A 23,730-nucleotide genomic window follows, 5' to 3' on the forward strand; every position below is an offset into this window, starting at 1 on the left:
CACTCCTTCTCTTCTTTCAGACTAACACACCGGCACAGACGTTACACTTCATTAAAGGAAGGAACATACACTTCCCCCTGGCTATCTGCCTGCTCAATGATACGGCGCACCTGTTGGGATAAGCTGTTTGGAGGATACGGCTTAGTCAGGTAATGCCGGACGTCCATACGGGCCATTCGCTCCTTATCCTCGTGCAAAGCCGAGGAAATAATAATTGGCACGTCTTCGGTATGACGGAAGGATTTCAGCTGTTCAATAAAAGCCCATCCATCCATTTCTTCTCCAAGCATCAGATCCACCACAAAAACCTCCGGCCGCAGCCCCCGTTTTAATGCATTCAGCGCTTTGTAAGGATTGAAGTAGTGCACTACTTCGTATTTGGCGTGGCGAAGTTCTTCTGAAAGAAGCATTCCCAGGCTCCGGTCGTCCTCGAGTATAAGCACCGAGTGAAGATCACTTTCTTCCGGCAGTTCTTCAATGTCGAAATCGACTCCTGAGATTGGGAAAAATAAGCAGAAGCTGCTGCCTTCCCCTTCTATCGAATCAACCTCTATTCTGCCTTTATGGTCTTCAACAATTTGCTTCGTTACGGCAAGCCCGAGACCAGTGCCGCGGATTTTCCTCCGCTCTTCATCATTAATACGGTGAAACTTTCCGAAAAGACGGGGAAGCTCTTTTTCCGGAATCCCAAGACCTTCGTCTGTTATTTTTACTCTCACCATATCCTGCTCATTGGCAAGCTCAATTTTTACCTCGCCGCCGTCTGGGGAGAATTTTACTGCATTGCCAATAATATTGGTGACGCCCTGCACGATTTTACTTTTATCTGCATAAATTCGTCCATACTGAAGCCGGTCCTTTACAACAAACGTGTGGTCCGGCTGGTTCGGTTCAAAGGTATCCACGACCTCAAGCATCAGGCTGCTGATATCAACTTCTTCCATGCCATATTCCTGACGGCCGGACTCCATCCGCTGCAGATCGAGAAAATCGTTAATTAACGAAGTTAACCTTTCCCCTTCCCTGTGAATGGTTTCTATATATTTTTTTTGGCGGGCCGGCTTTAAATCTTTGACGAGAAGAAGCTCTGCAAAGCCTAAAATACTCGACAGCGGTGTCCTGAGTTCATGACTTACAGTACTGACAAGATCTGATTTCATCTGATCAAGCTCAAATTCCTTAGTCCGGTTGCGGTGAACAAAGATAGTTCCCTTTTCTTCGGATTCCATCTGCACATTTCGTCCATATAACTCGTAAACGTTCACGCCGCTCTCTGACGTAATTTTATATTCGATACTGTAGTCTGGAGAGTCTCCGCCACCGATAAAAGCTTTAAAATAGTTTTCCACTTTTTCCCGGCAGTCTTCATCAATTTGCTTGATCCACCCTGACGTCCATTCCGAAAACGGGAGGGTTTGTTTCTCATTCTGAACCCCCGTATTAATCATACTCCACGTCCAATGATTCGCATGCTCAAGCTCTCCATTTTCGTTGATATACTGGATTCCTTCATCAACACTGTCGATAATACGCTGATACAAAAATCGCTCCTCCTCCGTTTCCTCAAACAGAAGAATACGGCTGAAGGAAATGGAAGCCTGACGGAGAATGCCGCGCATCGTCTCGCGCTCCTGCACCGAAAAGCTTTGTCCGGTCCTGGTGAATACCGCTGCGCCAATCATTTCTTTTTTACTGCTGAACACCGGCAGATACATTTCGTACACTGCCGTTTCTACGCCGCTCAATCCTTCTTCCCCGGCTCTTGTTTTCCGCTCGGTGACATGAACCTTTTTCGTGTCCGCGATTAAAGCAAGCGGGCTCCCTTCAGAATGATCTTCGAAATGCTGTTTTTCTTCTTCACTTACCCCGTACCAGGCAGCCTGCCAGAAAGGCTCCATCGCTGCCACCATTCCCTTTTCGAAATGAAACAGATCATACATTTTGGCAAGCAGCTGTTCCATTAATGCCTGCTTTCCCATCGAGCCGCTGAACGTTTCATTTAATTCGTTTAATGTCCGCAGGTATTCCTGCTGCTCCTGCAGCTCATTCTGCTGGGTAACAAGCTCTTCGTTCCGGTCCATAATCGCGTTTTGATTCTGTTGAATACTTGCTGCCATTAAATTAAAGGAACGGCTCAGCTCTCCTATTTCATCGCTGCGGTGGCTGTCTGAGACCAATATTTCTTCGCCGCCTCCCACCCTCGCCGCAGCGTCCTTCATTTCGACCAGAGGACCGGTAATTTTCCGAAGAAGCAGCCAAACAACAGCGCCGAGCGCTATCAGTATCGCAATCAGATACAGCAGATAGGCAAAATGCGAATTCTCGTTTACCTCGAAGTACTGCTCATTCACACTCATCCTCTCTGCCTCTGCCTGATCGTGTCCACTCGATAAGCTGTTGACGAGGGCCCCGACCTGGGAACTGACCTCCGCGCGATTTTCAATAGTCGTACGCCCGGATTCTACCGCCTCAGTCAGCTGTGGAAGCCATTCGTTTTCATAGTCATCGAGAAACTGTTCCGTCTGAGCGACCAAATCAGTTTCTGCTTTGTTCAGGCTCCTGTATTCCTCGAGCTGCGTTCTCGCGGCGCTTAAGTTTCTTTCTATATCCTCCCGTTCACTTTCATCCCCAAAAGCGAGGTAGCCGCGACCGGCAATAATAATCTGCTGAGTATAAAACTCCAGATCCGCCAACACATTCTGCGTATCCCGCCACTGCCTGGACTCGTTCTCAAGCTCCTGCTGATTGGAACTCATGTAGGCATGCTGCCAGATACCCCCGGCGGCAGCAAGCGTTAGTACTAATAGAAAAATAATACTAAACCTACGGTGGATACGTTTCTTTATGTAGTTAAGCATCTAATAGATCCTCCACAATTGTGATAAGCAGGGCCGGGCTGAACGGCTTGGATACGAACTCCGTCACGCCTGCTTTTCTCGCTTCTTCTTCGTCTTTTTCCTGAGACTTTGCAGTAATCATTAATGTTTTCATGTTTTCAAGCCTGCCGTCTTTCCGGAGCATAGAAACAACCTCCACTCCGTTATACTCAGGCATCATGTTATCGATAATTAAAAGGTCATAGGAAGCAGCGCTTGCTTTTTCATAAGCTTCCTTTCCATCCTTTGCTTCGTCAATTGTGTATTCTTCTTCGTCCTCCAACGTATCCACCACAAGCATTCGAAGTACTTCCGCATCATCAGCTACCAGTATTTTGTACATTTCTTTCCGCCTTTCTGTTTACAGCACCCGCTGAATTAATCGCTTCGCACGTGCGACCAGCTCTTCCTTTCGAAACGGCTTCATCAAATAATCGTCCGCTCCAAGCTCAAGCGCATGAACAATATCCCCCTCGTTCCGGTTGCCTGTGAGCATTAATACGATCATGTTGCTCGAAGGATACTTTCCCCGAAGTTTTTCAAGCACTTCAAACCCGTCCATGCCGGGCATAGTAACGTCCAGCACAACAAAGTACCGCTGTCCGCGTTCATAGTTTTCTTTTTCAAAAAATGATTCTCCAGAAGGGAAATACTTTGTCCGTATCCGGTACCTCGCTATGTTTAACTGGTGAAACTGGTCAGCGACAAAGGAAGCCATCGCTTCATCATCGTCAATAATAAATACATTTATGTATGGAAGATCGATAGTTGTTTCACCAGAATAGGAAACCACGGCGTTCCGGCCCGAATCCTTTGCTTCAAGCATGGCTGCATCTGCTTCATTGATCAGCTCCTGCAGAGAAGCGTGATTAGTAGTGGCGGTGGACGTTCCCGCCGTAAACCCGAGCCGGTACGGCAGGCGTCGCTCTGAGACGAAGTCGGCAAAAGAGTGCTGCAGGCGCTTCATGATTTTTTCTGTTTCCTCCGAAAATGTCTGCTGGAAAATGAACAAAAATTCGTCCCCGCCCAGGCGGATCAGGTGATCGCTCGGACGTTTCCGGGAGAGCATATGGCTGACAAACCATTTGAGCACCTGATCCCCTTCATCGTGTCCGTAGCTGTCATTAATCTGCTTGAAGTGATCAAGATCCGTCAGCGCTACAGAAAAAGGCTTACCGCTCCGTTTAAACTCCGCCCACAGACGCCCTTCTTCCATTTCGAGCATTTTACGGTTATAGGCTCCCGTCAACTCGTCCACCGTCAGCGCTTCTTTCATCGGAGCCTGCCACTCCAGGTGGCGGTGAATGACCTGCACCATTTCAACCGTGGAATATGGCGGTTTGATCACAAAGGAAGCCCCGTCTTCATAAAGTTTATCTGCTCTCTCTCTATCTATTCCGCCACTGCAGAATACCACGACAGGCAGCAGAGCATCTCTCGCTGCATCTTTGATACGTTCAATAATCGTTTTCTCTCCCCGTACGGCCAAATCTTCCGAGAGAAGAACCATTTCCGGATGGAATTCCTCTATTTTTTCCATAAGCTTTCTTCGATCAGAAGCAAGCAGCACGTGATGGCCAAGCATCTCAAGCTGCTCCTTCACTTCATACAAAACGTAAAGCTCAGTATGCCCGAGAAGCACAAAAGAAGATTCTTCTTCGGAATTGTCATAGGAAATGGAAAGTTTCTCTGGCTCGCCTTCCTCCCCAAGCACGTTCATGATTTTTTCGGCATACATCTTCCGGGCTTCTGCGGGAGCTTCTGTATCGAGCGCCCGCATCGCTTCCTCCGCCATTTCAGCTGCCCGTCCCAGCCCGATGGTGGCTCCGGTGCCTTTGATCGTGTGAAGCCATCTGTACATTTCGTCAAAATCTTTGTACCGCTTATGTTCTAAGTATTCATACTGCTTTTTAATATTTGCAATAAAGGTTTTCTGATACTGTTTTACCATAATAATATCCCTTCTAACCGTTATTATCTATTTTCCATTATATACTATTTTACCGTGTCAAAAGTAGCTTAATATAAGAAAAAATGCCATATTTTTAAAAAGTAGAAAATATTTCATCTTTCTATACAGACGCGGAAAAGATACGCATCTGCAAATCAACATAAAAAACCGCCCCGGCAATTGCCGGGGCAGCTTCTGTATAAAAGCATCTATGAAACGTAATTTGTCGTAATGATGGAGCGTTCCATTTGATACAGCTGCTCCTGGGAGTACAGGGGCGCATTTTGGGAAAACTGCTCATGAAAGAACGCCCGCAGTGCTGCTTCTGTCGTAAAACGATGCGTATAGGCATCCACCGACACGTCCTGGACAAACCGGTCATCCTGCGTGTTCGAATGGCCAAAGAAAATAATTGGCGTCACTTCGCCCGGATTGTGCTTTTCCCTGCGCAGAAAATCTTCTGTAATCGAAGCCGTCGCTTTGGCATGTTCAATCGGACTGTCGTGTACTTCAAATGTTCCGGACCGAATATGCCCCCGGCTTGTGTTTTGAAAAACCATTGTCGTTTCCACGTCTTCTTCAAGATCCGGGTACAGCGTATCAAGCACAAAATCAAGTGTCCCGGCATTGTGTTTACTGACGCCATGAATAATATGGCCTTTCCATTTTTGTGTTTCAAGCACATACAGTCCGCGGCTCGTCAAAACGACGTGGTCCACCTGGCGGGTCGAAAGCTCCGTCCGGTCATCGAGCGGAACGTACACGTGTCCGGAAATTAACATTTCATCCACAGCAATCTGATTTGCTTCGACAAGATCATTTTTAATGCTTCGAAGCAGTTCATGTGTTTTCATTTCTTCCGGTTCCCGTGAGATTTTCTCCAGATGATAAATGTAATCCGTCAGCTTCCCTTTTTCTTCCTCATATTTACCGCGTATTGCCTGGATATCCTCGCGGTACTGCGAGCTCTTTCCCTCAATTTCCTCTTCCATTTTTCTATCGTACTGCCGGACTTTTTTCAAATACTGATCCCGCTGAATTAAAATAACTGCTCCAATGATGATTAAAGCTATAATAACCGTGACTGCTATACCCATATAAGCACCTCTTCCATCTCCTGTCTTAATATTTTTACTATGACCCGGAATTTGGTACACTAAAAAACGCTTCTCATTCGCTATGTAAAACTATATACATTATATTTCTATCATAATCAATATATTCCTTTTCGTATACACCTAAAGAAAGGATTCTTCCCTATGACACTTTATTCTGTTGTTCCAAAGGATTTTTACGAAAAACCGACACTCGAGCTCTCCCGGGCCCTGATCGGCTGTGTACTTGTGCATGAAACGCCGGAAGGTCCTGCAGCCGGCAGAATTGTTGAAACGGAAGCCTATATCGGCCCGGTGGACCGGGCTGCCCACAGCTACAATTACCGCAGAACAAAGCGGACGGATGTAATGTTTTTTCCCCCGGGTTACGTATATATGTACACGATGCATACCCATGCGCTTCTAAATATCGTCAGCGGGGTGGAGGAATCTCCGGAGGCTGTCCTCATCCGTGCTGTCGAGCCAGTAGCGGGCCTTGAGCTTATTCAAAAACGCCGGCACCGTGTCCGCGGCATTCAGCAGACAAACGGTCCCGGCAAGTTAACAAAAGCTCTTGGCATTGATATGAGCTACTACGGCCATGAACTTGACCATCCGCCGCTGTATCTGTCACCAAAAGACTATGAACCTGTAGTTGAAAACGGCCCGCGCGTCGGTATTTCCGGAAGCGGCGAAGCGCGCCATTACCCATGGCGGTTCTTTGAAACCGGAAATCCTTACGTATCCAAATGGAGGGCCTGAGTTTTGTTATTTCAAAGCGACGATCCGGCGGCCCTGGATCCGGCTTTCCAAAATAGCGTCAAGGTCCTCAGCCAAATCATCCAGGGTGGTCTCGCTTGCAATCGTATCAAGCAGTGATTGTACTTTCAGGTCGCTTGCGAGACGGTTCCATACATACTGTCTTTTTTCTGCCGGGCAGTACACCGAATCAATCCCGGCCAGATTTACACCACGTAAAATAAAAGGATGTACTGTCGTAGGCACGTCCGTCCCTCCGGTAAGTCCGCTGACTGCTGCAGTGCCGTGATACTTCATTGTACTCAGCAGGTAAGCGAGCGTCTCTCCCCCAACTGGGTCGACGGCCCCGGCCCACATCGCTTTGCCGAGCGGCTTGCGGTTGTCAGGATTTACATCTTCGCGGGAGAGAATACGGCCTGCCCCAATATTCCGAAGATAATCATGGGCTTCGGCGTTCCCGGTAACAGCTGCCACATCATATCCGAGGGAGTGAAGCATCGCTACAGCCATGCTTCCAACGCCGCCAGTAGCACCGGTTACAACAATCTCGCCCTGATCCGGTCTGACTCCTTCCTCTTCCAGGCGCACGACCGATAATCCTGCTGTAAACCCGGCAGTTCCAAAAATCATGGCTTCTCTCGGAGTCATCCCCTCCGGAAGTTTTACCACCCAGTCAGCAGGCACTCTTGCTTTTTCTGCGTAACCGCCGTGATGGGCAACACCCAGTTCATATCCTGTAACGAGCACCTCGTCGCCCTCCTGGTACCTCGAATCACTGGATGAAGCGACAACGCCAGCGAGATCGATGCCCGGAATCAGTGGATATCCCTGTGCAATCTGGCTTTTAGGTACTGCTGCCAGGCCGTCTTTATAGTTGATGCTTGAATAGTGTACATCAATGGTGACGTCGCCTTCAGGCAGATCCTTTTCCTCCAGTGTACGTACTTCTTTTGTAACTCCTCCCTGATCGTTTTTATCCACGACCAGCGCCTTAAATGTGCTCATACTTTCCACCTCCATAAAATGATCTTCTGCCCTATTCCCATAAAAGTTTTATTTTATGCGGGGGAAACAAAAAGCACGCGCCTCCTTTTGGAAGCACGTGCTGCTTGCTACGGTGTTAAAAACAGGAAAAAGATGATAAATACAAAAAACAGAGCGTACATAATCGGATTCAGCTGTTTCCCTCTTCCCGTCAGCACCATCGTGATCGGATAGAAGATAAAGCCCATGGCAATACCGGTCGCGATACTGTAGGTGAGCGGCATCGAGACGACGGTTAAAAAGGCAGGCACGGCAATTTCGAGACGCTGCCACTCAATTAAGCGAAGCGACGATACCATCAGCGCCCCTACAATAATAAGAGCGGGAGCCGTTACAGCACTTGTTACCACGCCGAGAAGCGGCGAGAAAAACAACGCGGCAAGAAACAGCAGTGCCGTAATAATCGAAGCAAATCCGGTGCGCCCTCCGACAGCTACGCCCGCTGAGGACTCAATATATGCTGTTGTTGTAGACGTTCCAAGAATCGAGCCGATCACGGTAGCAGATGAATCCGCCACCAGGGCTCGCCCGGCACGCGGCAGTTTGTTATCTTTTACGAAGCCGGCCTGGTTGGCTACTGCAAACAAAGTTCCAGCAGTATCAAAAAAGTCGACAAACAAAAATGTAAGAACAACTACGATAAACCCAATAATGAAGCTTGAATCCCACGAAAAGTCTGTAAGAGAGGTGAAAGCAGCCCCGAATGTCGGTGCGATGCTGGGCACCCCGGAGACAATCTGACCCGGAGGCTGAATCTGACCCACCAAAATGCCAGCCAGAGCTGTAATCACCATCCCGTAAAAAATACCTCCACGGATACCAAGGGTCATCAGTATGACGGTAACCACCAGTCCGAAAGCCGCAAGAGCAGCCGGTCCGGAAGTAAGTGTGCCAAGCGTGACAAGAGTAGACTCATCAGCCACCACAATCTGCGCTCCCTGCAGGCCGACAAAAGCAATAAACAGCCCAATACCGGCAGAAACCGCATATTTCAGTTCCTCCGGAATTGCGTTAATAATTTTTTCTCTAATGCCAAATGTCGTTAAACCAATAAAGATCATTCCGGAGCAGAATACCCCAAATAAAGCAAGCTCCCAGGGGATCCCCATTGTCAGCACAACGGAATATGTAAAAAAGGCATTGAGCCCCATCCCCGGTGCCAGAGCAATCGGATACCTGGCAAGCAGCCCCATGATCAGTGTCCCGATGGCTGCTGCCAGGGCTGTCGCTACAAACACGGCGGCCTCATTCATTCCGGCTTCGGCTAAAATACTGGGGTTGACGAATAAAATATACGCCATCGCAAGGAAAGTCGTTAAACCGGCTAACGATTCTTTCTTGTAGTTCGTCTCATTCTTTGTAAATTCAAAAAAACGATCCATCCTCTTATCTCTTCCTCTCTTTGCTCTCCCCAGGCAAAACTCTCTCTGCTTCTATTATATACTTACTAAGTGCTTACCGCACAAGCCCCTACTCCCATTCAATGGTCGAAGGCGGCTTAGACGTAATATCGTACACGACACGGTTGACGTGCTGCACCTCATTGACAATTCTGGTGGAAATTTTTTCAAGAACGTCATATGGAATACGGGCCCAGTCCGAAGTCATACCATCAATTGAAGTGACCGCGCGGATTCCGACAGTGTAATCATATGTCCGGCTGTCTCCCATTACGCCAACGCTCCGCATATCCGGAAGCGCCGTAAAATACTGCCAGATTTCCCGGTCGAGACCGGCATTCTTGATTTCCTCCCGTAAAATATAATCCGATTCCCGGACAATTTCGAGCTTCTGCTCCGTAATTTCCCCGAGTACGCGAATGCCAAGTCCCGGTCCAGGGAATGGCTGGCGCCACACGATTTCATCCGGCACTCCGAGCTCCGTTCCGAGCTTGCGGACTTCGTCTTTAAACAGCGTATTCAGAGGCTCGATCAGATCGAATTTCATATCTTCCGGCAGTCCGCCGACATTATGGTGTGACTTAATCGTCTGAGCTGTGTCCGTACCACTTTCAATGACGTCAGTATAAAGCGTGCCCTGGACAAGAAAATCCACGTTTTCAAGCTTTCCTGCCTCTTCTTCAAACACGTAGATAAATTCATTTCCGATAATCTTCCGTTTTTGCTCCGGATCGCTCACTCCTTCGAGCTGATCGAGAAAACGTTTGGCCGCGTCTATTTTCACGATATTCATCTGGAATCCGCGTCCGAGAGACTCCATGACGCCTGTCGCTTCCTCTTTACGCAGCAGGCCGTGATCAATAAACATGCATGTAAGCTGATCTCCGATCGCTTTGTGTACAAGCGCCGCAGCTACCGAGCTGTCCACACCGCCGCTCAACGCACACAGCACATTACGGCTGCCTACCTGTTCCCGAATAATTTCTACCTGCTCATCGATAAAGTTGGCCATTGTCCATTCATTCGAGCATCCGCAGACCCGGTAGGCAAAGTTTTTCAGGATATCATCGCCAAACTGGGTGTGGCGTACTTCAGGATGGAACTGAACGCCATACATTTTCTTCTCCGGAGCACTCATGGAAGCTACCGGGCATGACGGGCTGGTCGCGTCGACCGTAAAACCTTCTGGTGGCTCAACAATTAAGTCGCCGTGACTCATCCACACGCTCTGAGCTTTCGGCAGTCCTTCAAATAATACTGGATTCGCCTGCACATGAATATCCGCCTTGCCGTATTCCCGATGCTGGGCTTTTTCCACTTTTCCGCCGTAATGCAGCGTCATCAGCTGCATCCCATAGCAGATACCCAGTATAGGAATGTCAAGGTCAAAAATAGCGGGATCACAGGTGAGCGCGCCTTCAACATACGCGCTGTTCGGGCCGCCGGAAAAGATAATTCCCGCTGGATTTAATTCTTTAATTTTTTCTGCACTGACCGTGTTCGGATGAAGTTCACTAAAAACACCGAGATCTCTGATTCTGCGTGTAATCAATTGATTATACTGGCCGCCAAAGTCCAGAACAATAATCGTTTCACTGATATTTCCTACGCTCATCGCTTCTACCCCTAACTGTTTTCAAATATGTACTTGCAAGGTTCACTTTAAAGGAATGCCTGCTTCCGGGCAACTATCTGTTTTCGATTGCCGGGCGTACGTCAAACACTTTAATGAAAGTCTTTTTTTTACAGACTAAAAAAGCTGCTTTCGCATTATACGAAAGCAGCTTTTTAACTGGGGACAAACGGCGGCGCTTCGGCCGCTTTCTGTCCTTCACTGCCCTCGTAGTCCAGCCATTTTCCGGCGGCCGGGTAGAGACATTTGGGCCTGATCCCAAACTATACGAGGTATTCACCTGTAAACATGAAATAAATTTTAACAGCCCGTCATGAGCCGGTCAAGAACGGATTTTCTTTACCAGTCGTTTCCATGCAGCAACTGTTTCCGGTTCGGCTCCGTCTCCGGTTTTACGTCCGTAATACAGACGTTCGTATTTTTCAGTCAGTGGCTCCATATCACTGCTACCGTAGATGTCATTCACCCGCCCGGAAAATTCCCGCAGTGTTTCCCCATTGGTTCGTTTCACGCGCGCTGTCCGCAGCAGCCTTATCAGTGCCTGATAGGCACTTTGAAACTCTGCATCGGAGTGCATATGCCGGTATTTGAAAAGAAGATAGCTGGCCAACAGCTTCCTCCGGAAAAGCCAGCCGGCTCCAAGGAGGAGGACAACCGCTGCAAAAAAGGGCCACAGCGGAAGTCTCCAGTCAATGCCGGCGCCCCCGGATGTATCCTCCTGCTCTTCTTCGTTCTCTTCTTCTGATTCAGGAGTTGTTTCCTCTTCTTCGGGTGCTTCTGCTTCTTCCTCCGTCGGCTCATCTTCAATTTCAGGTGCTTCTTCCGAGGCTTCATTGTTTTCATACGTGTAATTAAACTCTGAAGAAAAACCTTTCGTCGGTTCAAACGGGACCCATCCGACCTCCGGAAAATACACTTCCACCCAGGAATGCGCATTTTCATTGGTGACCTCCACCTGGTTTTCATTTCCCGGAGCCTGGTCACCTTCCGTGAACCCTTTTACCCAGCGTGTCGGTATATCCAGCGTCCGGAGCAGCACTGCCATCGAAGTCGAGTAATTGTCGCAGTACCCGGTCCGTGATTCAAACAAAAACTGGCTGACATAATCCCCGCCTTCCGAGGGAGCCGGGATGTTTGTCGTTTGATAGGAAAAATCCGGACCGCGCAAATACCTTTCCACCGCTCTTGCCTTTGCATAACGGTTATCATCTTCCTCGGTAAGGTCTTCGGCGAGCTCCTGAATTTCTCCCGGGAGATCGTCCGGAAGCTGTGTGAAGTATTCTGTTACTTCCTCCGGGTCTTCTGAGTCATCAGTAACAGCACTCATCTGCTCTACGGGGAAATCCGCCGTTTCATACGCCACCGTATAATTCGTTAACGACGCCGGCTCCCCGCCAGTCTCAAATTCCGCCTGGGTTGTCCAGGTATCTACCGATGCTTCTATGTCTTCTTCAATAGAAAGAAACGAACCCGGATAAAAGGCAAAATCAAATTCCTGGGTTTCTGCCATTTCAACGTTTACTTCCTGTTCTTCCGTCTCGATACCCTCATTATATAAGCCGGCCTCAGAAGACGTCTCATCAGGGGCATCCACTTCCCACCCAAGACCGGTGTAAACATTTTTAGCTTCGCCCCGCCAGTAGCCGTTAATATCACCGGAGGCAGTAAACACCGGCATATCACTCATTTGAAATCCGCCGCCCAGGCGTTGATCGGTATCGTCATAGCCAATCTTCTGTACGCCCTGGCTGCTTCCGGTGCTGCTTTCTCCCCACGTTAAAAACGGAACGGGGTCAGGCCACCTTGGTTCACTTTTGGGAGCAAGCACGCCAACGCCCCCGGCGATAATCAAAAAGACAGCCATAATCAGCATCCACCGGCTAAAGACCTTTCTCTGTGCCTGCCTGTCTTCCGCACGTGATACGATACGATCCCACTGAAGCAGTCCTAAAAGCAAAAATCCTATAACAAACGTACGGATTACCGCAAACATTCCATCGTATTCGAAAAAAGTATCCATCACGCCAATATAAATTATTGTAAACGTCAGAAAAAATAAAATTCGGCGGGATTGAACTACCCAAAAATAAATCAAATAGCTCATAATAGCGAGCAGAAGCATAAACAACACACTGCGGAACATATCAGTTAATGCGTACCACTGGCCGCTGATAATATAACCAATATTTGTCTGTACTTCTGCAGCCAGGGAAACCAGCCAGCCCGGCTGCAGCAGCGACTCCTCATAAAAAACAGTGTTTATGCCCGTCAGTATAACCAAAAGTACGATGCCAATAATCGTCCACCAGGGTGGACGCAGATAAATGACAACAAAAAAGGCGGCAGAAACAACCATAAATACAGTAACTGAACCTGTCCCGGTAGCTTCCGGCAGAGGCAGCAGCCATTCTGCCAGCAGGAAATAACCAAGAATATAAACAATCAACTTTTTCCAGGTATGCTCCGGTTTAACCAAATAATTATGCCTCCTCTATAACAATTCAAAACCAGCCTCGCCCGGCTGAATATAGTAGATATGAATATTGGTATGCCGCAGTGCTTCCACACCTTCGCGGCGCGAGACTCCGCTCTCATCAGAAAGCAGCGCTACAATGATGGAACGCTTCTGGCCGGCCCACTGTTTTAATTCTTTAATTCTAATTTCAGAAAGTACCGGGGTAACATAAATTAATGCTTCAAGCCCCGGGGCCTGGCGTAAAAACGGTGAGGTCCCTGCTTCTGTATTCAATTCTACATACGCCAGACTCTGATAAATACGCTGAAAATGCTCTTTCGAGGTTCCTGGTTGCTGCAGGACCTGTTCGGAAGCCGTGACCCCGCAGCCAATCGGCATTTTCATCTGATAGGCATACTCCGTCAAAGAAGCAGCAAATTCCACCGCGGTTTCAAATAATTCAGACGTTATATCAACGGCGTTTTCAAGCAGCAGAAAATAACCCTCTCCTTTTTCGGATTCAAATTCTTTCGTGACAAGCTTTCCGGCCCGGGCCGTTACCTTCCAGTCAATGTTTGCCATCCGGTCCCCGGGGGTGTAATCGCGAACTCCTGCTACATTCACAGATTCGCTTTGCAGCCGCTGCGACAGCGATACTGCTTCCGAGGAGTTATCTGCCGCTGTATTCCAGTTCGCTAATTTTCTCATTCTTGGAAGCACCACTACCGTGGAAGAAACTGGAATATCATAATCCTTTTCCACAAAGCCAAACAGATCACCGGAGCGGACGCGGAGATAGTCGATGGTGTGCTTTCCCCGCCGTCTGCCCCTAATACTATAAGAATAGGAGGCCTCTCTTTGAAAAAAAGGGAACACCAGAGTTTCAGCGGACGTTTCCCAGTCCCTGATTCCGTACGGCTGGTGATCCCGGATTTTTACATATATCAGTGGAAATGGAATTCTTTTTTTCAGCGTAACCTCGACTTCTGCAGAGCCGTTAAATGAAAGCATCTCAGCTGTCAGCCTGCGCTCTGCCTTTAAAGAACGAAGTGGATAAATTAACAATAATAATTGCATTACCGCAAGAGTTGTCACACTGTAAAATAAAAACCAGCTGACAAAGCCTCCCTGAAACATAGCGTAAATAAATAATACAGCTAATGCAGCCACAACAGCTGCCAGCTGCATTACTTTTCTTCCGATTTTTAAAAACCGAGTCATGGGCGTACCGCCGAATCACTGTCTGATGCCGGCACACGCACACTCGATAAAATGTCCCGCACTACAGTTTCCCCGTCTTTATCCGCCATCTGCTGGTCTGTCTGCAGAATAAGACGGTGACCCATAACAAATGGCGCAAGATACTTCACGTCATCCGGAGTCACATAGTCTCTTCCTCTCACAAAAGCATATGCCTGTGACACCTTCATCAGCGCAATTGACCCTCTTGGACTGACGCCAAGATAAATATCGCGGTGGTTTCTGCTTTCCCGCACGATGGAAACAATATACTGTTTCACTGACTGGTCTACATGCACGTTTTTCACGAGTTCCTGAGCCTTTAAAACGTCTTCAAGACTCATTACAGAGGAAAGCTCGTCAATCGGATGGGTGAATTCCACGCGCTCGAGCACTTCTATCTCCTGCTCTTCTGTCGGATAACCGAGCCGGAGCTTAAACAGGAAACGATCGAGCTGGGCTTCCGGCAGAGGATACGTCCCCCCGTACTCTACCGGATTCTGTGTGGCCATTACAAAAAATAAACGTTCGAGGCTTCTCGTTTCGCCGTCCACTGTTACGCTTTTTTCCTCCAGCGCTTCGAGAAGGGCTGACTGCGTTTTCGGGGAAGTACGGTTAATCTCGTCTGCGAGCAGAACGTTTCCCATTAATGGACCGGGACGGAATTCAAACTCCATCGTCCGCTGGTTATATATAGACACACCTGTAACATCTGATGGGAGGAGGTCCGGGGTGAATTGTATCCGTTTAAAACTCGCGCCAATGGATTTGGCAATTGCCCGCACCATCATCGTCTTTCCCACGCCAGGCACATCTTCAAGCAGGATATGCCCACGGGCCAGGAGCGCTGTCAGGCTTAATTCAATTTCAGCTTTTTTTCCGACCACGACCTGCTGCACGTTTTCGATGACACGCTGCAACGCTTCACGTTCGTTCACCAATATCTTTCTCCCCCTACTTTATATGCTCTCGCTCTCTAAATTATATTAATCTTATCACAATTACCCACCCCCTAGAAAGAAAACCGACTATCCCTGCTCCCGGTTTTCGGGCAGTATTTTTCTTCGCTCCACCGGTGATTTCAACACAATTGACGTATTAATATTTCCGTAGGAAATCAGGGTATCAACAAGCTCTCTCAGGCTGTCCATTCCTTCTACCGCTGCTTTAATAAAATAGCTTACTTCCCCAGTTACCCGGTGGCATTCCAGTACCCGTGTATCCTCTGCAATCATTTTTTCAAAACGGGGGATCGTATCCTTCAGTTCGCTCACCTGGATCATCAGAAGCGTATCCCGGCCCACAGCTTCTGGGGAAACCACTGCACTGAAGTGATCAATAATTCCTCTCTCCTGCAGCCTTATCATTCGTTCAGAAACACTTGGACGGCTTAAGTTTAATTTCTTGGATAAATCACTTACTGATATTCTTCCATCCTCCTGAAGTATCTCGAGCATTTCAACATCAATATGATCCATTCAAACGCACTTCACCTTTCTTTTTGAATGTAAATTATATGATATGTATTCATTTTTAATATTTTTAAGCTTTTTATCCTTCATATAATTATTCAACCTTGGAATCTTTTTCCTTATACTAGAAGTATCCTATTGTTGAAGGGGAGACGACCGTTGATAAACATAACCAACATACTACAAGTCCTGGCCGGATGTTTGTTAGCTGCCTTCGGCATTACTCTGCTCCAGCACGCTGATTTAGTCACCGGAGGCACGGCAGGCCTGGCGCTCGGCTTGACTTACATTCTGCCGCTGTCTTTTTCGGCTGTATTTTTTATCATTAACCTGCCATTTTATGTGTTTTCTGTTGTGCATATGGGATGGAAATTCACGCTGAATACAATCGCCGCAGTGTCTCTGCTTTCCGCGCTGACAAGCCTGAGTTACTTTCTTCCTGCTTTCAGCATCCATCCGGCTGCTGGAGCCATTTTCGGCGGTGTCAGCATAGGCGCGGGCATATCGATACTATTTATGAACAACACCTCGCTCGGCGGCGCTAACATTCTCGCATTATTTCTTCAGCGCCGGCTCCAGTGGAATCCCGGCAAAGTCAATTTATCCTTTGATGTACTCGCTGTAGCCGTTGGGCTTGCTTCTGTCGGTTTAATCGCAGGCGCTTATTCCACACTATCCATTATTGCTACTGCTTTTGTGCTCAGCATAGCTAAAGGAAAGATCGCCGCTTCAAGGCCCGTTCCTAAAGCGAAGCCCCGTTCCTCACGCCAGGGTGCACTGATCGAAAAACAATAAATCAAAAGCAGCTTCCCCGTGGGAGGCTGCTTTTTCAGCTTTCAGTCAGGCCCTCCGCCAGTGCTGCAGCTGCTTTCTTTTCATCATCAGCCACAGAAGCTTCAAACAGCTTTTCCTGCTGAAGCGGCGTGTACTTCATGTCAAAGCCATGGTGCCAGGCAATTTGGCGAACGAACTCCCGCTGTGTTCTGCCATTTCCTTCACGGAATGGATGAATGTGATTAAGGTCATTATAAACTGGGGCAAAGGCTTCGGCGAAAGCTTCTCTGTCTCTGTACGTCAGTTTATTTTTTTCCTGGACGGAGTCTCTTAGATGACGCAGACCTCTGTCGATAAATGCTGCAGGCAGAAAGGATGTTCTTCCTTTAGCAAGATCCACCGTCCGAAATTCTCCAGCCCAGGCGTATACATCAGAAAACAGCCGCCGGTGAATACGCCGTATATGCTCTTCGTCAAAGGAGCCAAGCACCTTTTTTGCCGTCATCATCTGCTGCAGACGGTACGTTGTAATAATCTGCTCGATTTTCTCTGCCTTGGCTGCTTCCCGAAAATTCATTTTGTTTATAAGCACTCCGCTGTCTCCATACGTGTAATAGGATTCGCTCATATTATAAACGCCCTTCCGCTACAGAAGCTGTCACTTCTTTAATCGTCATTTGCCCGTCGCGAAGCTTCCGCACGGCTTCGATATCTTTTTCTGAAAAAACAAAACCTTCTACTTCTGCAGAAACAATCGCGTTCTTAAGCTCCTGTTCTTCGGGCGTATCCGGGAAATCGTATTTGTCCACTGCGGACAAGCCGTGTTTTTCATGCATTGTTTGCCCTCCCCTGCCTGTAATGAAACTATTTTGCTTTCTTCTCGTTTCCTCCCGCTCTCTCCTGCCCAGGGTAAAAGAAAATCCTTTTTTTGAGCGGTTTTTCAGGTGCGGCCTTCGTTAGTATCGTTTGGGATACTATACCACTTTAAAGTGGGTACTTCCATGCCTGAGCCTTTTCCTAGTATGATGAACTCTACATACACCTGCATACTATAATAAAAATTAGAGGAGTGTTTACGCATGACTAATGTGATTGATCCCGCTGTTTCTGTCGGGCCTGTGCAGCTCCGCGTGCAGGATATCGGACGGGCCGCTGCTTATTACGAAAACGTGATCGGCCTCCGGATACTCAGACGCTCATCTTCTGCCGCAGTTCTCGGCGTGCCGTCAGACGAACTCCCTCTCGTCATGCTTCGGGAAGTGGAGGGTTCGATCACTCCCCCGCGCACATATGCCGGGCTGTACCACTTTGCTGTTCTTCTTCCGGACCGTGCGTCCCTGGGAGCTTTCATCCGTCATCTGCACAGCATTGGTGAGCGGTTCGGAGCCTCTGATCACAGTGTCAGCGAAGCTCTCTATCTGACTGATCCGGACGGAAACGGTATCGAGGTTTACCGTGACCGCCCCCGAACAGAATGGCTATATGACAGCAACGGATTCGTGCACATGACCGTGGAGCCCCTTCATGAACAACAGCTGCTTCAGGCGGGAAAAAATACGCAGTGGCACGATATTCCTGCCGGAACTGTGATGGGACATGTTCATCTTCATGTGCACGACATGGAGGAGGCTTATCATTTTTATGTAGAAGTGCTTGGACTTGGACTGACCGCCGACCCGCAGAAATTCCCTGCTTTTTTTGTTGCTGCCGGCGGCTATCATCACCATATCGGGCTTAATCCATGGGCAGGAGCACAGGCTCCTAAAGCATCTATACGAAATACCGGCATCGATATGTACACACTTGCGCTTCCCTCTGACCGGGCTCTGAAGTCTGTTGCCGACAGGCTGGAGGCCGCCGGTTATCCTTTTCACCGCGAAAAACATGCTTTTTACGTTACCGATCCTTCGGGCATTGTCGTATGCCTTACCGTAAATTCCCCGAATACCGCCCTGTCTTCTGCTAAGATAGTCCAGCTGACTGAATAACCTTTCGCAGTGCGCACGATAAAAAGCAGCCGCATCTAAAAATACGGCTGCTTTTATTATTCATTTTTTGATAACAGCTGCATATCAAATGCTGCGGCCGATATACTTTTTGAAAGCTCCCATTTCCGGATTTCAACCAGCTCTACTGCCCTGTCACTGAAAAAGCGGATGCCGGTAGAAGCTTCTGCCGGGTAAACGCGGGCACTCATCACCTTTTCCCCGTCCTGCATAAATACTTCTACCGTGGAGTGATCGATAAAAATATGCAGATACAAGAGGCCTTTTTCCAGAACAACGTCTGTCGTTCTTGTTCCTCCGGGCCCCCTGCCGGACTTTTCACGATCAAGCGTTATTTTTTGCTCGTGTGTATTATATACAAGCTTCGTTTTTTCCCCTGTACCTTCATTTGCGAGAATGTCCAAACCACATTCTTCTGCCTTTAGCGGATCTATGACAACCTGAAGCTCCAGACAGTTTCCTTCGACACCTTCCATCTGTCCTTCATCTTCAATGATGACGCCGCGGTGTTTCACTTCTTCTCCGCGCAGGTCTGCCAATTCCGGCAGAGGCCGGCTTTTCCATAGGCCCGCTTCACAGGACAAAACGCGCGGCAGGCTCATCGCGCCAGCCCACAATTCTTCTTTTTCCGGCATATCACTTTCCCACATCGCAAACCATCCGATAACGATTCTGCGCCCAAAGCGGTCCAGCGTTGTCTGCGGGGCGTAAAAATCAAAACCATGATCGAGCGGGTGGAACACGTCAAAATCAAACGTTCCCTCCTCGAGGTCCAGGTCACCTACGGCAAACACCGCCTGGTGCAGATTATGATACCGTTCCCCTTCCGGGAGCACGCCCTGCGGGGAGATCACAAGCACCTCAAAGCCGTCAAGCCGTAAAAGATCCGGACATTCCCACATATAGCCCATATTTCCCCGGCCTGCTGCCAGTATGTTCACGAATTCCCAATCCAGAAGGTCTTCTGACCGGTAAAGAAGCACCTGGCCGACGTTATCTTCTGTCCGGGAGCCAAGCACTGCATAATAATAATCATTTTCTCTCCACACTTTTGGATCCCGGAAATGATTCGGATGTACTCCTCCTGCAGGGGCTTCTGATATAACAGGATTTAGAACGTGCTTTTCAAACCGGAGACCATCTGAACTTGTGGCCAGACACTGAACCTGCTTTAAATCTTCATCCGGGTCCGGGCCCGTCCACACATTACCTGTATACATTAAGACTAACTGTCCGTCCGCCTCCACGGCACTTCCCGAAAAGCAGCCATCCATATCATATGGTTCGCTTGGCGCCAGCGCGGGCGGAAGATGCTCCCAATGGACAAGGTCCGGGCTTTTAACATGGCCCCAGTGCATGTTATCCCATTCCGGTGAGTACGGGTGATACTGATAAAACAAATGATATTCACCCTTAAACATACTGAAGCCGTTAGGATCGTTCATCCAAGATACAGGCGCCGTAATATGAAAGGCGGGACGCCAGTACTCCTTTTTGTTTTTCTTTTGTATGGATGCAATGCCTTTCACTGCTTCGTTTATTTGCTGCTGATGATTCATGTACCGGCACCCCCTAAAGCGTAAACGACAGCTTCAAACGGCCGCAGGGTGATTTCCTTTATCCCCTCTGCCCGGGTATCTCCGTAATTATTTAATATCAGGTCCGGAGCCTGGACTGCAAATTCCCCGGGGAGCTCACAGCTTGTTTTAGTATCGTAAAGATTCACCATAATAAGCATTCTGGTACCCTCAAGAGTTCTTATATACGCCATAACCTGCGGGTGGTCCGGAAGCGCAAGGTCAAATGAGCCGTATACAAGCGTTTTCCATTTCTGACGCAGCCGTATTAATGTTTGATAGTAAGTAAATACAGACGGGGATCTCTTTTTTTCCTGTTCGACGTTAATCGTAGAATAATTCGGATTAACCTTCAGCCAGGGCGTGCCTGTCGTAAAGCCGGCGGACGGACTGCTGTCCCACTGCATCGGGGTGCGGGAGTTGTCACGGCCGGTCTTCCAGATTGTTTTCATAATATTTTCGTGCGGCGTTCCTGCCTGACGTTCCTTATGGTAAAGGTTCCGAATGGCAATATCATTATAATCTTCAATGGACGGGAATTCGACGTTGGTCATACCGATCTCCTGCCCCTGATAAATAAACGGGGTTCCCTGCATGAAAAAGTACATCGTTGCAAGCCCCGTGGCCGTTTCATACCAATAGTTATCTGCGTCCCCCCATGTAGATACTGAACGCGGCAGGTCATGATTCTCTAAAAACAAAGCGTTCCAACCGATACCGTCCAGCCCCTTCTGCCACTTAGCAAAAATTTCTTTCAACGCAAAAATGTCCGGCCGGCTGTCGCCTCCTTTTCCCCATAAATCAACGTGGTCAAATTGAAAGATCATATTAAATTTGCCGTTTGTCTCCCCAACCCATGCGTCCGCTTCTTCAATTGTTACTCCGTTGGCTTCTCCGACAGTCATAATATCGTAATGGTCGAACGTTTCTTTCTTCAGTTCCTCAAGGTATGCCTGAATGCCTGGCTGGTTTAAATGACCGTCGAATGAAGGCGGATAGTCTTCATTATTCGGATTTGGTACGTCCGGAAGGCCGGGTTTCTTTTTAATATGGGAAATAGCATCTATGCGAAATCCATCAATTCCTTTATCGAGCCACCAGTTGACCATATCGTACAGATCACGGCGGACATCCGGGTTTTCCCAGTTCAGGTCCGGCTGCTTACGGGAGAAGATGTGCAGAAAATACTCTTTGGAACCCTCGTCCCATTCCCAGGCCGACCCTTCAAAAATGGACCCCCAATTATTTGGCTCCGCGCCATTTTCCGGCTGCCGCCAGATGTAGTAGTTCCGGTATTCACTCTCTTTGGAAGAACGAGACTCCACAAACCATGGATGCTCATCGGACGTATGGTTAATGACCAGATCCATGATCAGGCGCATTCCCCGCTGATGCACTTCCCCGAGCAGCCTGTCAAAATCCTCCATCGTCCCAAACTCCGGCATAATCGCCTGATAATCACTAATGTCGTATCCATTGTCGTCATTAGGCGAGGCATATACCGGACATACCCATATCACCCCGATACCAAGCTCCTGCAGATAGTCGAGCTTCGAAATAATTCCAGCGATATCGCCAATCCCGTCCCCGTCTGCATCCATAAAGCTTCTCGGGTAAATTTGGTAGACGACCGTTTCCTTCCACCATGTCTGCTCCATTGTTCATACGCCCCTCTGTAAATAAAAATGGTAGTATTGCGGCTTTTTATTTCACCGCGCCTTCCGAAACTCCTTCGATAATTTGTTTTTGAGCTATAAAGTAGAAAATAATAACTGGGACCACTGCAAGCACAAGACCGGCGAGTGCCAAATGCCACTGAGTCGTATACTGGCCGAAGAAATAGAACATTTTCAGCGGAATTGTTGCATTGTCCTGGCCGAGCACCAGTGACGGCAGCAAATAATCGTTCCAGATCCAGATAACATTTAAAATGGCAACAGTTACTGTGATCGGTTTTAACAGCGGAAAGATAACAAACCAAAACATTTGAAAACGATTGGCTCCGTCAATAATTGCTGCTTCATCCATCGATTTTGGAATGCTTTTGAGCGCCCCATGGTATAAAAATATCGCCAGACTCGAACCAAAACCAAGATACATAAAAATCAGGCCGGCTCCGTTCAGCAGGTTCACCTGACCGAAGATCGATGTAAGAGGAATCATTACGGACTGAAACGGAATAAGCATAGCGGCCACGAATACAAACAGCAGCGTCGTGCTGAGCCTGCTCGGATTCCGGGCGAGTGCATAGGCTGCCATCGAGGAAAATATAACAATCACGGCGATGCTCACACCGGTAATCATAACAGAATTAAATAAGGATTTTAGAAACTCGAGCTCCTGAAAGGCTGTAATGAAATTCTGCCATACAAAGGTGCCAGGCAGAGCCATCACGCTTTCAAAAATTCCGTCCGGTGTTTTAAAAGCGTTGGTAAGCATCAGATAAAAAGGAATTAACCATAGCACTCCAAGGACTATTCCCACAATTTCAAGCGGCACCAGTCTGCGTTTTTCGGCTTTGGTCATACTCATTACATTTCAACCTCCCGGCGTTTGTTGTAGTAAACCTGGGCGAGTGCAATCGCCGTTACGATAATAAAGAAAATCACAGCTTTACCCTGGGCATAAGCCATATCGTTTTCGACGAATGCCGTCCGCACGATGTCCATGGCAAGCATCTGGGTGGAGTCGAACGGGCCGCCATTTGTCAGTGACAGATTCTGGTCATAAAGCTTAAAACCAGTCGAAAGCGTTAAAAACATGCTGACCGTAAAGGCTGGAGCGAGCAGCGGAAACAATATACTTTTGAAGCGTTCAAAAGCCCCTGCCCCGTCGATTTTTGAAGCTTCAATCAAATCACCGGGAATGCTCTGCAGATAAGCAATATAGATAACCATGATATATCCGGACATCTGCCAGGCGGTAAGAATCACAAGCCCCCAGAATCCGGTGGCGGTCGTAGAAAGCCACCCCTGCATCGCTTCAATATTTAAAGCCGTTCCTATTTCACTGAACACGTTAACGAAAATGAACTGCCAGATGAAGCCAAGAATCAAGCCGCCAATCAGATTCGGCATAAAGAAAACAGTCCTAAGCAGATTGCTGCTTTTTAAGCTTCTGGTCACGAGCAAAGCAAGACCGAGACCAAAAATATTCAGCAATATGACTGTCGCGACGGCAAATAAAAGTGTGAACCAAAAGGCGTTGCGGAACTCACCGTCCTGAAAAAGGCTGATGTAGTTTTCCAGTCCGACGAAGCTGCTGATGGACACCCCATTCCAATTGGTAAATGACAAACCGAATCCGTATAAAAACGGGAGAACAACCACTGCTCCGAGGGCAATGAGTACTGGGGCCAAAAATAACCAATATGCTAAACTCCGATCATTCATCGTACTCCTCCTGACATTGCTCATAATGTATCTTTTATATATTCTTTATGAAATTACC

Annotated in this window: 20 protein-coding genes and 1 riboswitch; of the genes, 3 read left to right on the forward strand and 17 right to left on the reverse strand. The window is 48.1% G+C overall.

Annotation, left to right across the window (positions count from 1 at the left end; all coding sequences use genetic code 11):
• Positions 1 to 41: 41 nt before the first annotated feature.
• From ACTRXH_RS09010 to ACTRXH_RS09025, 4 genes are all read right to left on the reverse strand, one after another.
• Positions 42 to 2,858, reverse strand: coding sequence for an ATP-binding protein (locus tag ACTRXH_RS09010; RefSeq protein WP_474281773.1), 2,817 nt, complete (start codon positions 2,856 to 2,858; stop codon positions 42 to 44).
• A complete protein-coding gene (locus ACTRXH_RS09015) occupies positions 2,851 to 3,219 on the reverse strand; it encodes a response regulator (RefSeq protein ID WP_474281775.1) in 369 nt (122 codons plus the stop codon). Before ACTRXH_RS09015 ends, ACTRXH_RS09010 begins: the two co-directional genes overlap by 8 nt.
• A gap of 18 nt (positions 3,220 to 3,237) precedes the next feature.
• The gene (locus ACTRXH_RS09020) at positions 3,238 to 4,827 is read right to left on the reverse strand and encodes a diguanylate cyclase (protein ID WP_474281777.1); all 1,590 of its coding nucleotides are present in this window, start codon (positions 4,825 to 4,827) and stop codon (positions 3,238 to 3,240) included.
• A gap of 209 nt (positions 4,828 to 5,036) precedes the next feature.
• Positions 5,037 to 5,924: a nuclease-related domain-containing protein gene (locus ACTRXH_RS09025; RefSeq protein ID WP_322526102.1), complete on the reverse strand. Its 888-nt coding sequence runs from the start codon at positions 5,922 to 5,924 to the stop codon at positions 5,037 to 5,039.
• A 162-nt stretch (positions 5,925 to 6,086) separates the two neighbouring features.
• Here ACTRXH_RS09025 and ACTRXH_RS09030 point away from each other — a divergent pair, with 162 nt between their 5' ends.
• Positions 6,087 to 6,683 carry a DNA-3-methyladenine glycosylase gene (locus tag ACTRXH_RS09030; protein ID WP_474281779.1) on the forward strand — a complete coding sequence of 199 codons (597 nt, stop codon included), beginning with the start codon at positions 6,087 to 6,089 and terminating at the stop codon, positions 6,681 to 6,683.
• A gap of 6 nt (positions 6,684 to 6,689) precedes the next feature.
• Here the strand turns inward: ACTRXH_RS09030 and ACTRXH_RS09035 are convergent, their stop codons facing one another.
• The 7 genes from ACTRXH_RS09035 to ACTRXH_RS09065 form a co-directional block, all read right to left on the reverse strand.
• Positions 6,690 to 7,685, reverse strand: a complete 996-nt coding sequence (locus ACTRXH_RS09035; RefSeq protein ID WP_474281781.1) for an oxidoreductase — start codon at positions 7,683 to 7,685, stop codon at positions 6,690 to 6,692.
• Positions 7,686 to 7,792: 107 nt separating this feature from the next.
• A complete protein-coding gene (locus tag ACTRXH_RS09040; protein ID WP_474262477.1) occupies positions 7,793 to 9,106 on the reverse strand; it encodes an NCS2 family permease in 1,314 nt (437 codons plus the stop codon).
• 88 nt (positions 9,107 to 9,194) lie between these two features.
• The gene (gene guaA, locus ACTRXH_RS09045) at positions 9,195 to 10,739 is read right to left on the reverse strand and encodes a glutamine-hydrolyzing GMP synthase (protein ID WP_474281783.1); all 1,545 of its coding nucleotides are present in this window, start codon (positions 10,737 to 10,739) and stop codon (positions 9,195 to 9,197) included.
• A 208-nt stretch (positions 10,740 to 10,947) separates the two neighbouring features.
• Positions 10,948 to 11,048: riboswitch (purine riboswitch) on the reverse strand.
• A 31-nt stretch (positions 11,049 to 11,079) separates the two neighbouring features.
• Positions 11,080 to 13,233 (reverse strand): transglutaminase TgpA family protein, encoded by a 2,154-nt coding sequence (locus ACTRXH_RS09050; protein ID WP_474281785.1) that lies wholly within the window; start codon positions 13,231 to 13,233, stop codon positions 11,080 to 11,082.
• Positions 13,234 to 13,248: 15 nt separating this feature from the next.
• Positions 13,249 to 14,433, reverse strand: a complete 1,185-nt coding sequence (locus ACTRXH_RS09055; protein ID WP_474281787.1) for a DUF58 domain-containing protein — start codon at positions 14,431 to 14,433, stop codon at positions 13,249 to 13,251.
• Positions 14,430 to 15,389, reverse strand: a complete 960-nt coding sequence (locus ACTRXH_RS09060) for an AAA family ATPase (RefSeq protein ID WP_474262584.1) — start codon at positions 15,387 to 15,389, stop codon at positions 14,430 to 14,432. Before ACTRXH_RS09060 ends, ACTRXH_RS09055 begins: the two co-directional genes overlap by 4 nt.
• Before the next feature lie 90 nt (positions 15,390 to 15,479).
• On the reverse strand, positions 15,480 to 15,929 hold the full coding sequence (locus tag ACTRXH_RS09065) for an Lrp/AsnC family transcriptional regulator (protein WP_474281789.1): 450 nt from the start codon (positions 15,927 to 15,929) through the stop codon (positions 15,480 to 15,482).
• 153 nt (positions 15,930 to 16,082) lie between these two features.
• Here ACTRXH_RS09065 and ACTRXH_RS09070 point away from each other — a divergent pair, with 153 nt between their 5' ends.
• On the forward strand, positions 16,083 to 16,718 hold the full coding sequence (locus ACTRXH_RS09070) for a YitT family protein (RefSeq protein ID WP_474281791.1): 636 nt from the start codon (positions 16,083 to 16,085) through the stop codon (positions 16,716 to 16,718).
• Between the two features lie 34 nt (positions 16,719 to 16,752).
• Here the strand turns inward: ACTRXH_RS09070 and ACTRXH_RS09075 are convergent, their stop codons facing one another.
• Both ACTRXH_RS09075 and ACTRXH_RS09080 read right to left on the reverse strand, forming a co-directional pair.
• On the reverse strand, positions 16,753 to 17,325 hold the full coding sequence (locus ACTRXH_RS09075) for a Fic/DOC family protein (RefSeq protein ID WP_474278825.1): 573 nt from the start codon (positions 17,323 to 17,325) through the stop codon (positions 16,753 to 16,755).
• Position 17,326: 1 nt separating this feature from the next.
• The gene (locus tag ACTRXH_RS09080) at positions 17,327 to 17,533 is read right to left on the reverse strand and encodes a hypothetical protein (RefSeq protein ID WP_474262484.1); all 207 of its coding nucleotides are present in this window, start codon (positions 17,531 to 17,533) and stop codon (positions 17,327 to 17,329) included.
• 243 nt (positions 17,534 to 17,776) lie between these two features.
• Between ACTRXH_RS09080 and ACTRXH_RS09085 the strand changes: the two genes are divergently transcribed.
• Positions 17,777 to 18,685, forward strand: a complete 909-nt coding sequence (locus ACTRXH_RS09085; RefSeq protein ID WP_474281793.1) for a VOC family protein — start codon at positions 17,777 to 17,779, stop codon at positions 18,683 to 18,685.
• A 56-nt stretch (positions 18,686 to 18,741) separates the two neighbouring features.
• Here ACTRXH_RS09085 and ACTRXH_RS09090 read toward each other — a convergent pair whose 3' ends face one another.
• Genes ACTRXH_RS09090 through ACTRXH_RS09105 form a run of 4 tightly spaced genes read right to left on the reverse strand, consistent with a single transcriptional unit; the run spans position 18,742 to position 23,672 of the window.
• Positions 18,742 to 20,262 carry a glycoside hydrolase family 32 protein gene (locus tag ACTRXH_RS09090; RefSeq protein ID WP_474281795.1) on the reverse strand — a complete coding sequence of 507 codons (1,521 nt, stop codon included), beginning with the start codon at positions 20,260 to 20,262 and terminating at the stop codon, positions 18,742 to 18,744.
• A complete protein-coding gene (locus tag ACTRXH_RS09095; RefSeq protein ID WP_474281797.1) occupies positions 20,259 to 21,938 on the reverse strand; it encodes a glycoside hydrolase family 13 protein in 1,680 nt (559 codons plus the stop codon). The genes ACTRXH_RS09090 and ACTRXH_RS09095 overlap by 4 nt, the downstream gene beginning before the upstream one ends.
• A gap of 46 nt (positions 21,939 to 21,984) precedes the next feature.
• Entirely contained in the window at positions 21,985 to 22,806 is an 822-nt protein-coding gene (locus ACTRXH_RS09100; protein WP_474262586.1) for a carbohydrate ABC transporter permease, read from the reverse strand.
• 5 nt (positions 22,807 to 22,811) lie between these two features.
• Positions 22,812 to 23,672, reverse strand: coding sequence for a carbohydrate ABC transporter permease (locus ACTRXH_RS09105; protein ID WP_474262488.1), 861 nt, complete (start codon positions 23,670 to 23,672; stop codon positions 22,812 to 22,814).
• Positions 23,673 to 23,730: the final 58 nt, after the last annotated feature.

This window comes from Marinococcus sp. LNHM5E3-2.1 (assembly GCF_056034365.1).

Bases quoted from the DNA above. Each gene is read 5' to 3' on its own strand.
- ACTRXH_RS09095 (WP_474281797.1), bottom strand. From the start codon at position 21,938: ATGGAGCAGACATGGTGGAAGGAAACGGTCGTCTACCAAATTTACCCG.
- guaA (WP_474281783.1), bottom strand. From the start codon at position 10,739: ATGAGCGTAGGAAATATCAGTGAAACGATTATTGTTCTGGACTTTGGC.
- ACTRXH_RS09030 (WP_474281779.1), top strand. From the start codon at position 6,087: ATGACACTTTATTCTGTTGTTCCAAAGGATTTTTACGAAAAACCGACA.
- ACTRXH_RS09065 (WP_474281789.1), bottom strand. From the start codon at position 15,929: ATGGATCATATTGATGTTGAAATGCTCGAGATACTTCAGGAGGATGGA.
- ACTRXH_RS09100 (WP_474262586.1), bottom strand. From the start codon at position 22,806: ATGACCAAAGCCGAAAAACGCAGACTGGTGCCGCTTGAAATTGTGGGA.
- ACTRXH_RS09035 (WP_474281781.1), bottom strand. From the start codon at position 7,685: ATGAGCACATTTAAGGCGCTGGTCGTGGATAAAAACGATCAGGGAGGA.
- ACTRXH_RS09085 (WP_474281793.1), top strand. From the start codon at position 17,777: ATGACTAATGTGATTGATCCCGCTGTTTCTGTCGGGCCTGTGCAGCTC.
- ACTRXH_RS09075 (WP_474278825.1), bottom strand. From the start codon at position 17,325: ATGAGCGAATCCTATTACACGTATGGAGACAGCGGAGTGCTTATAAAC.
- ACTRXH_RS09010 (WP_474281773.1), bottom strand. From the start codon at position 2,858: ATGCTTAACTACATAAAGAAACGTATCCACCGTAGGTTTAGTATTATT.
- ACTRXH_RS09105 (WP_474262488.1), bottom strand. From the start codon at position 23,672: ATGAATGATCGGAGTTTAGCATATTGGTTATTTTTGGCCCCAGTACTC.
- ACTRXH_RS09090 (WP_474281795.1), bottom strand. From the start codon at position 20,262: ATGAATCATCAGCAGCAAATAAACGAAGCAGTGAAAGGCATTGCATCC.
- ACTRXH_RS09015 (WP_474281775.1), bottom strand. From the start codon at position 3,219: ATGTACAAAATACTGGTAGCTGATGATGCGGAAGTACTTCGAATGCTT.
- ACTRXH_RS09025 (WP_322526102.1), bottom strand. From the start codon at position 5,924: ATGGGTATAGCAGTCACGGTTATTATAGCTTTAATCATCATTGGAGCA.
- ACTRXH_RS09020 (WP_474281777.1), bottom strand. From the start codon at position 4,827: ATGGTAAAACAGTATCAGAAAACCTTTATTGCAAATATTAAAAAGCAG.
- ACTRXH_RS09055 (WP_474281787.1), bottom strand. From the start codon at position 14,433: ATGACTCGGTTTTTAAAAATCGGAAGAAAAGTAATGCAGCTGGCAGCT.
- ACTRXH_RS09080 (WP_474262484.1), bottom strand. From the start codon at position 17,533: ATGCATGAAAAACACGGCTTGTCCGCAGTGGACAAATACGATTTCCCG.
- ACTRXH_RS09040 (WP_474262477.1), bottom strand. From the start codon at position 9,106: ATGGATCGTTTTTTTGAATTTACAAAGAATGAGACGAACTACAAGAAA.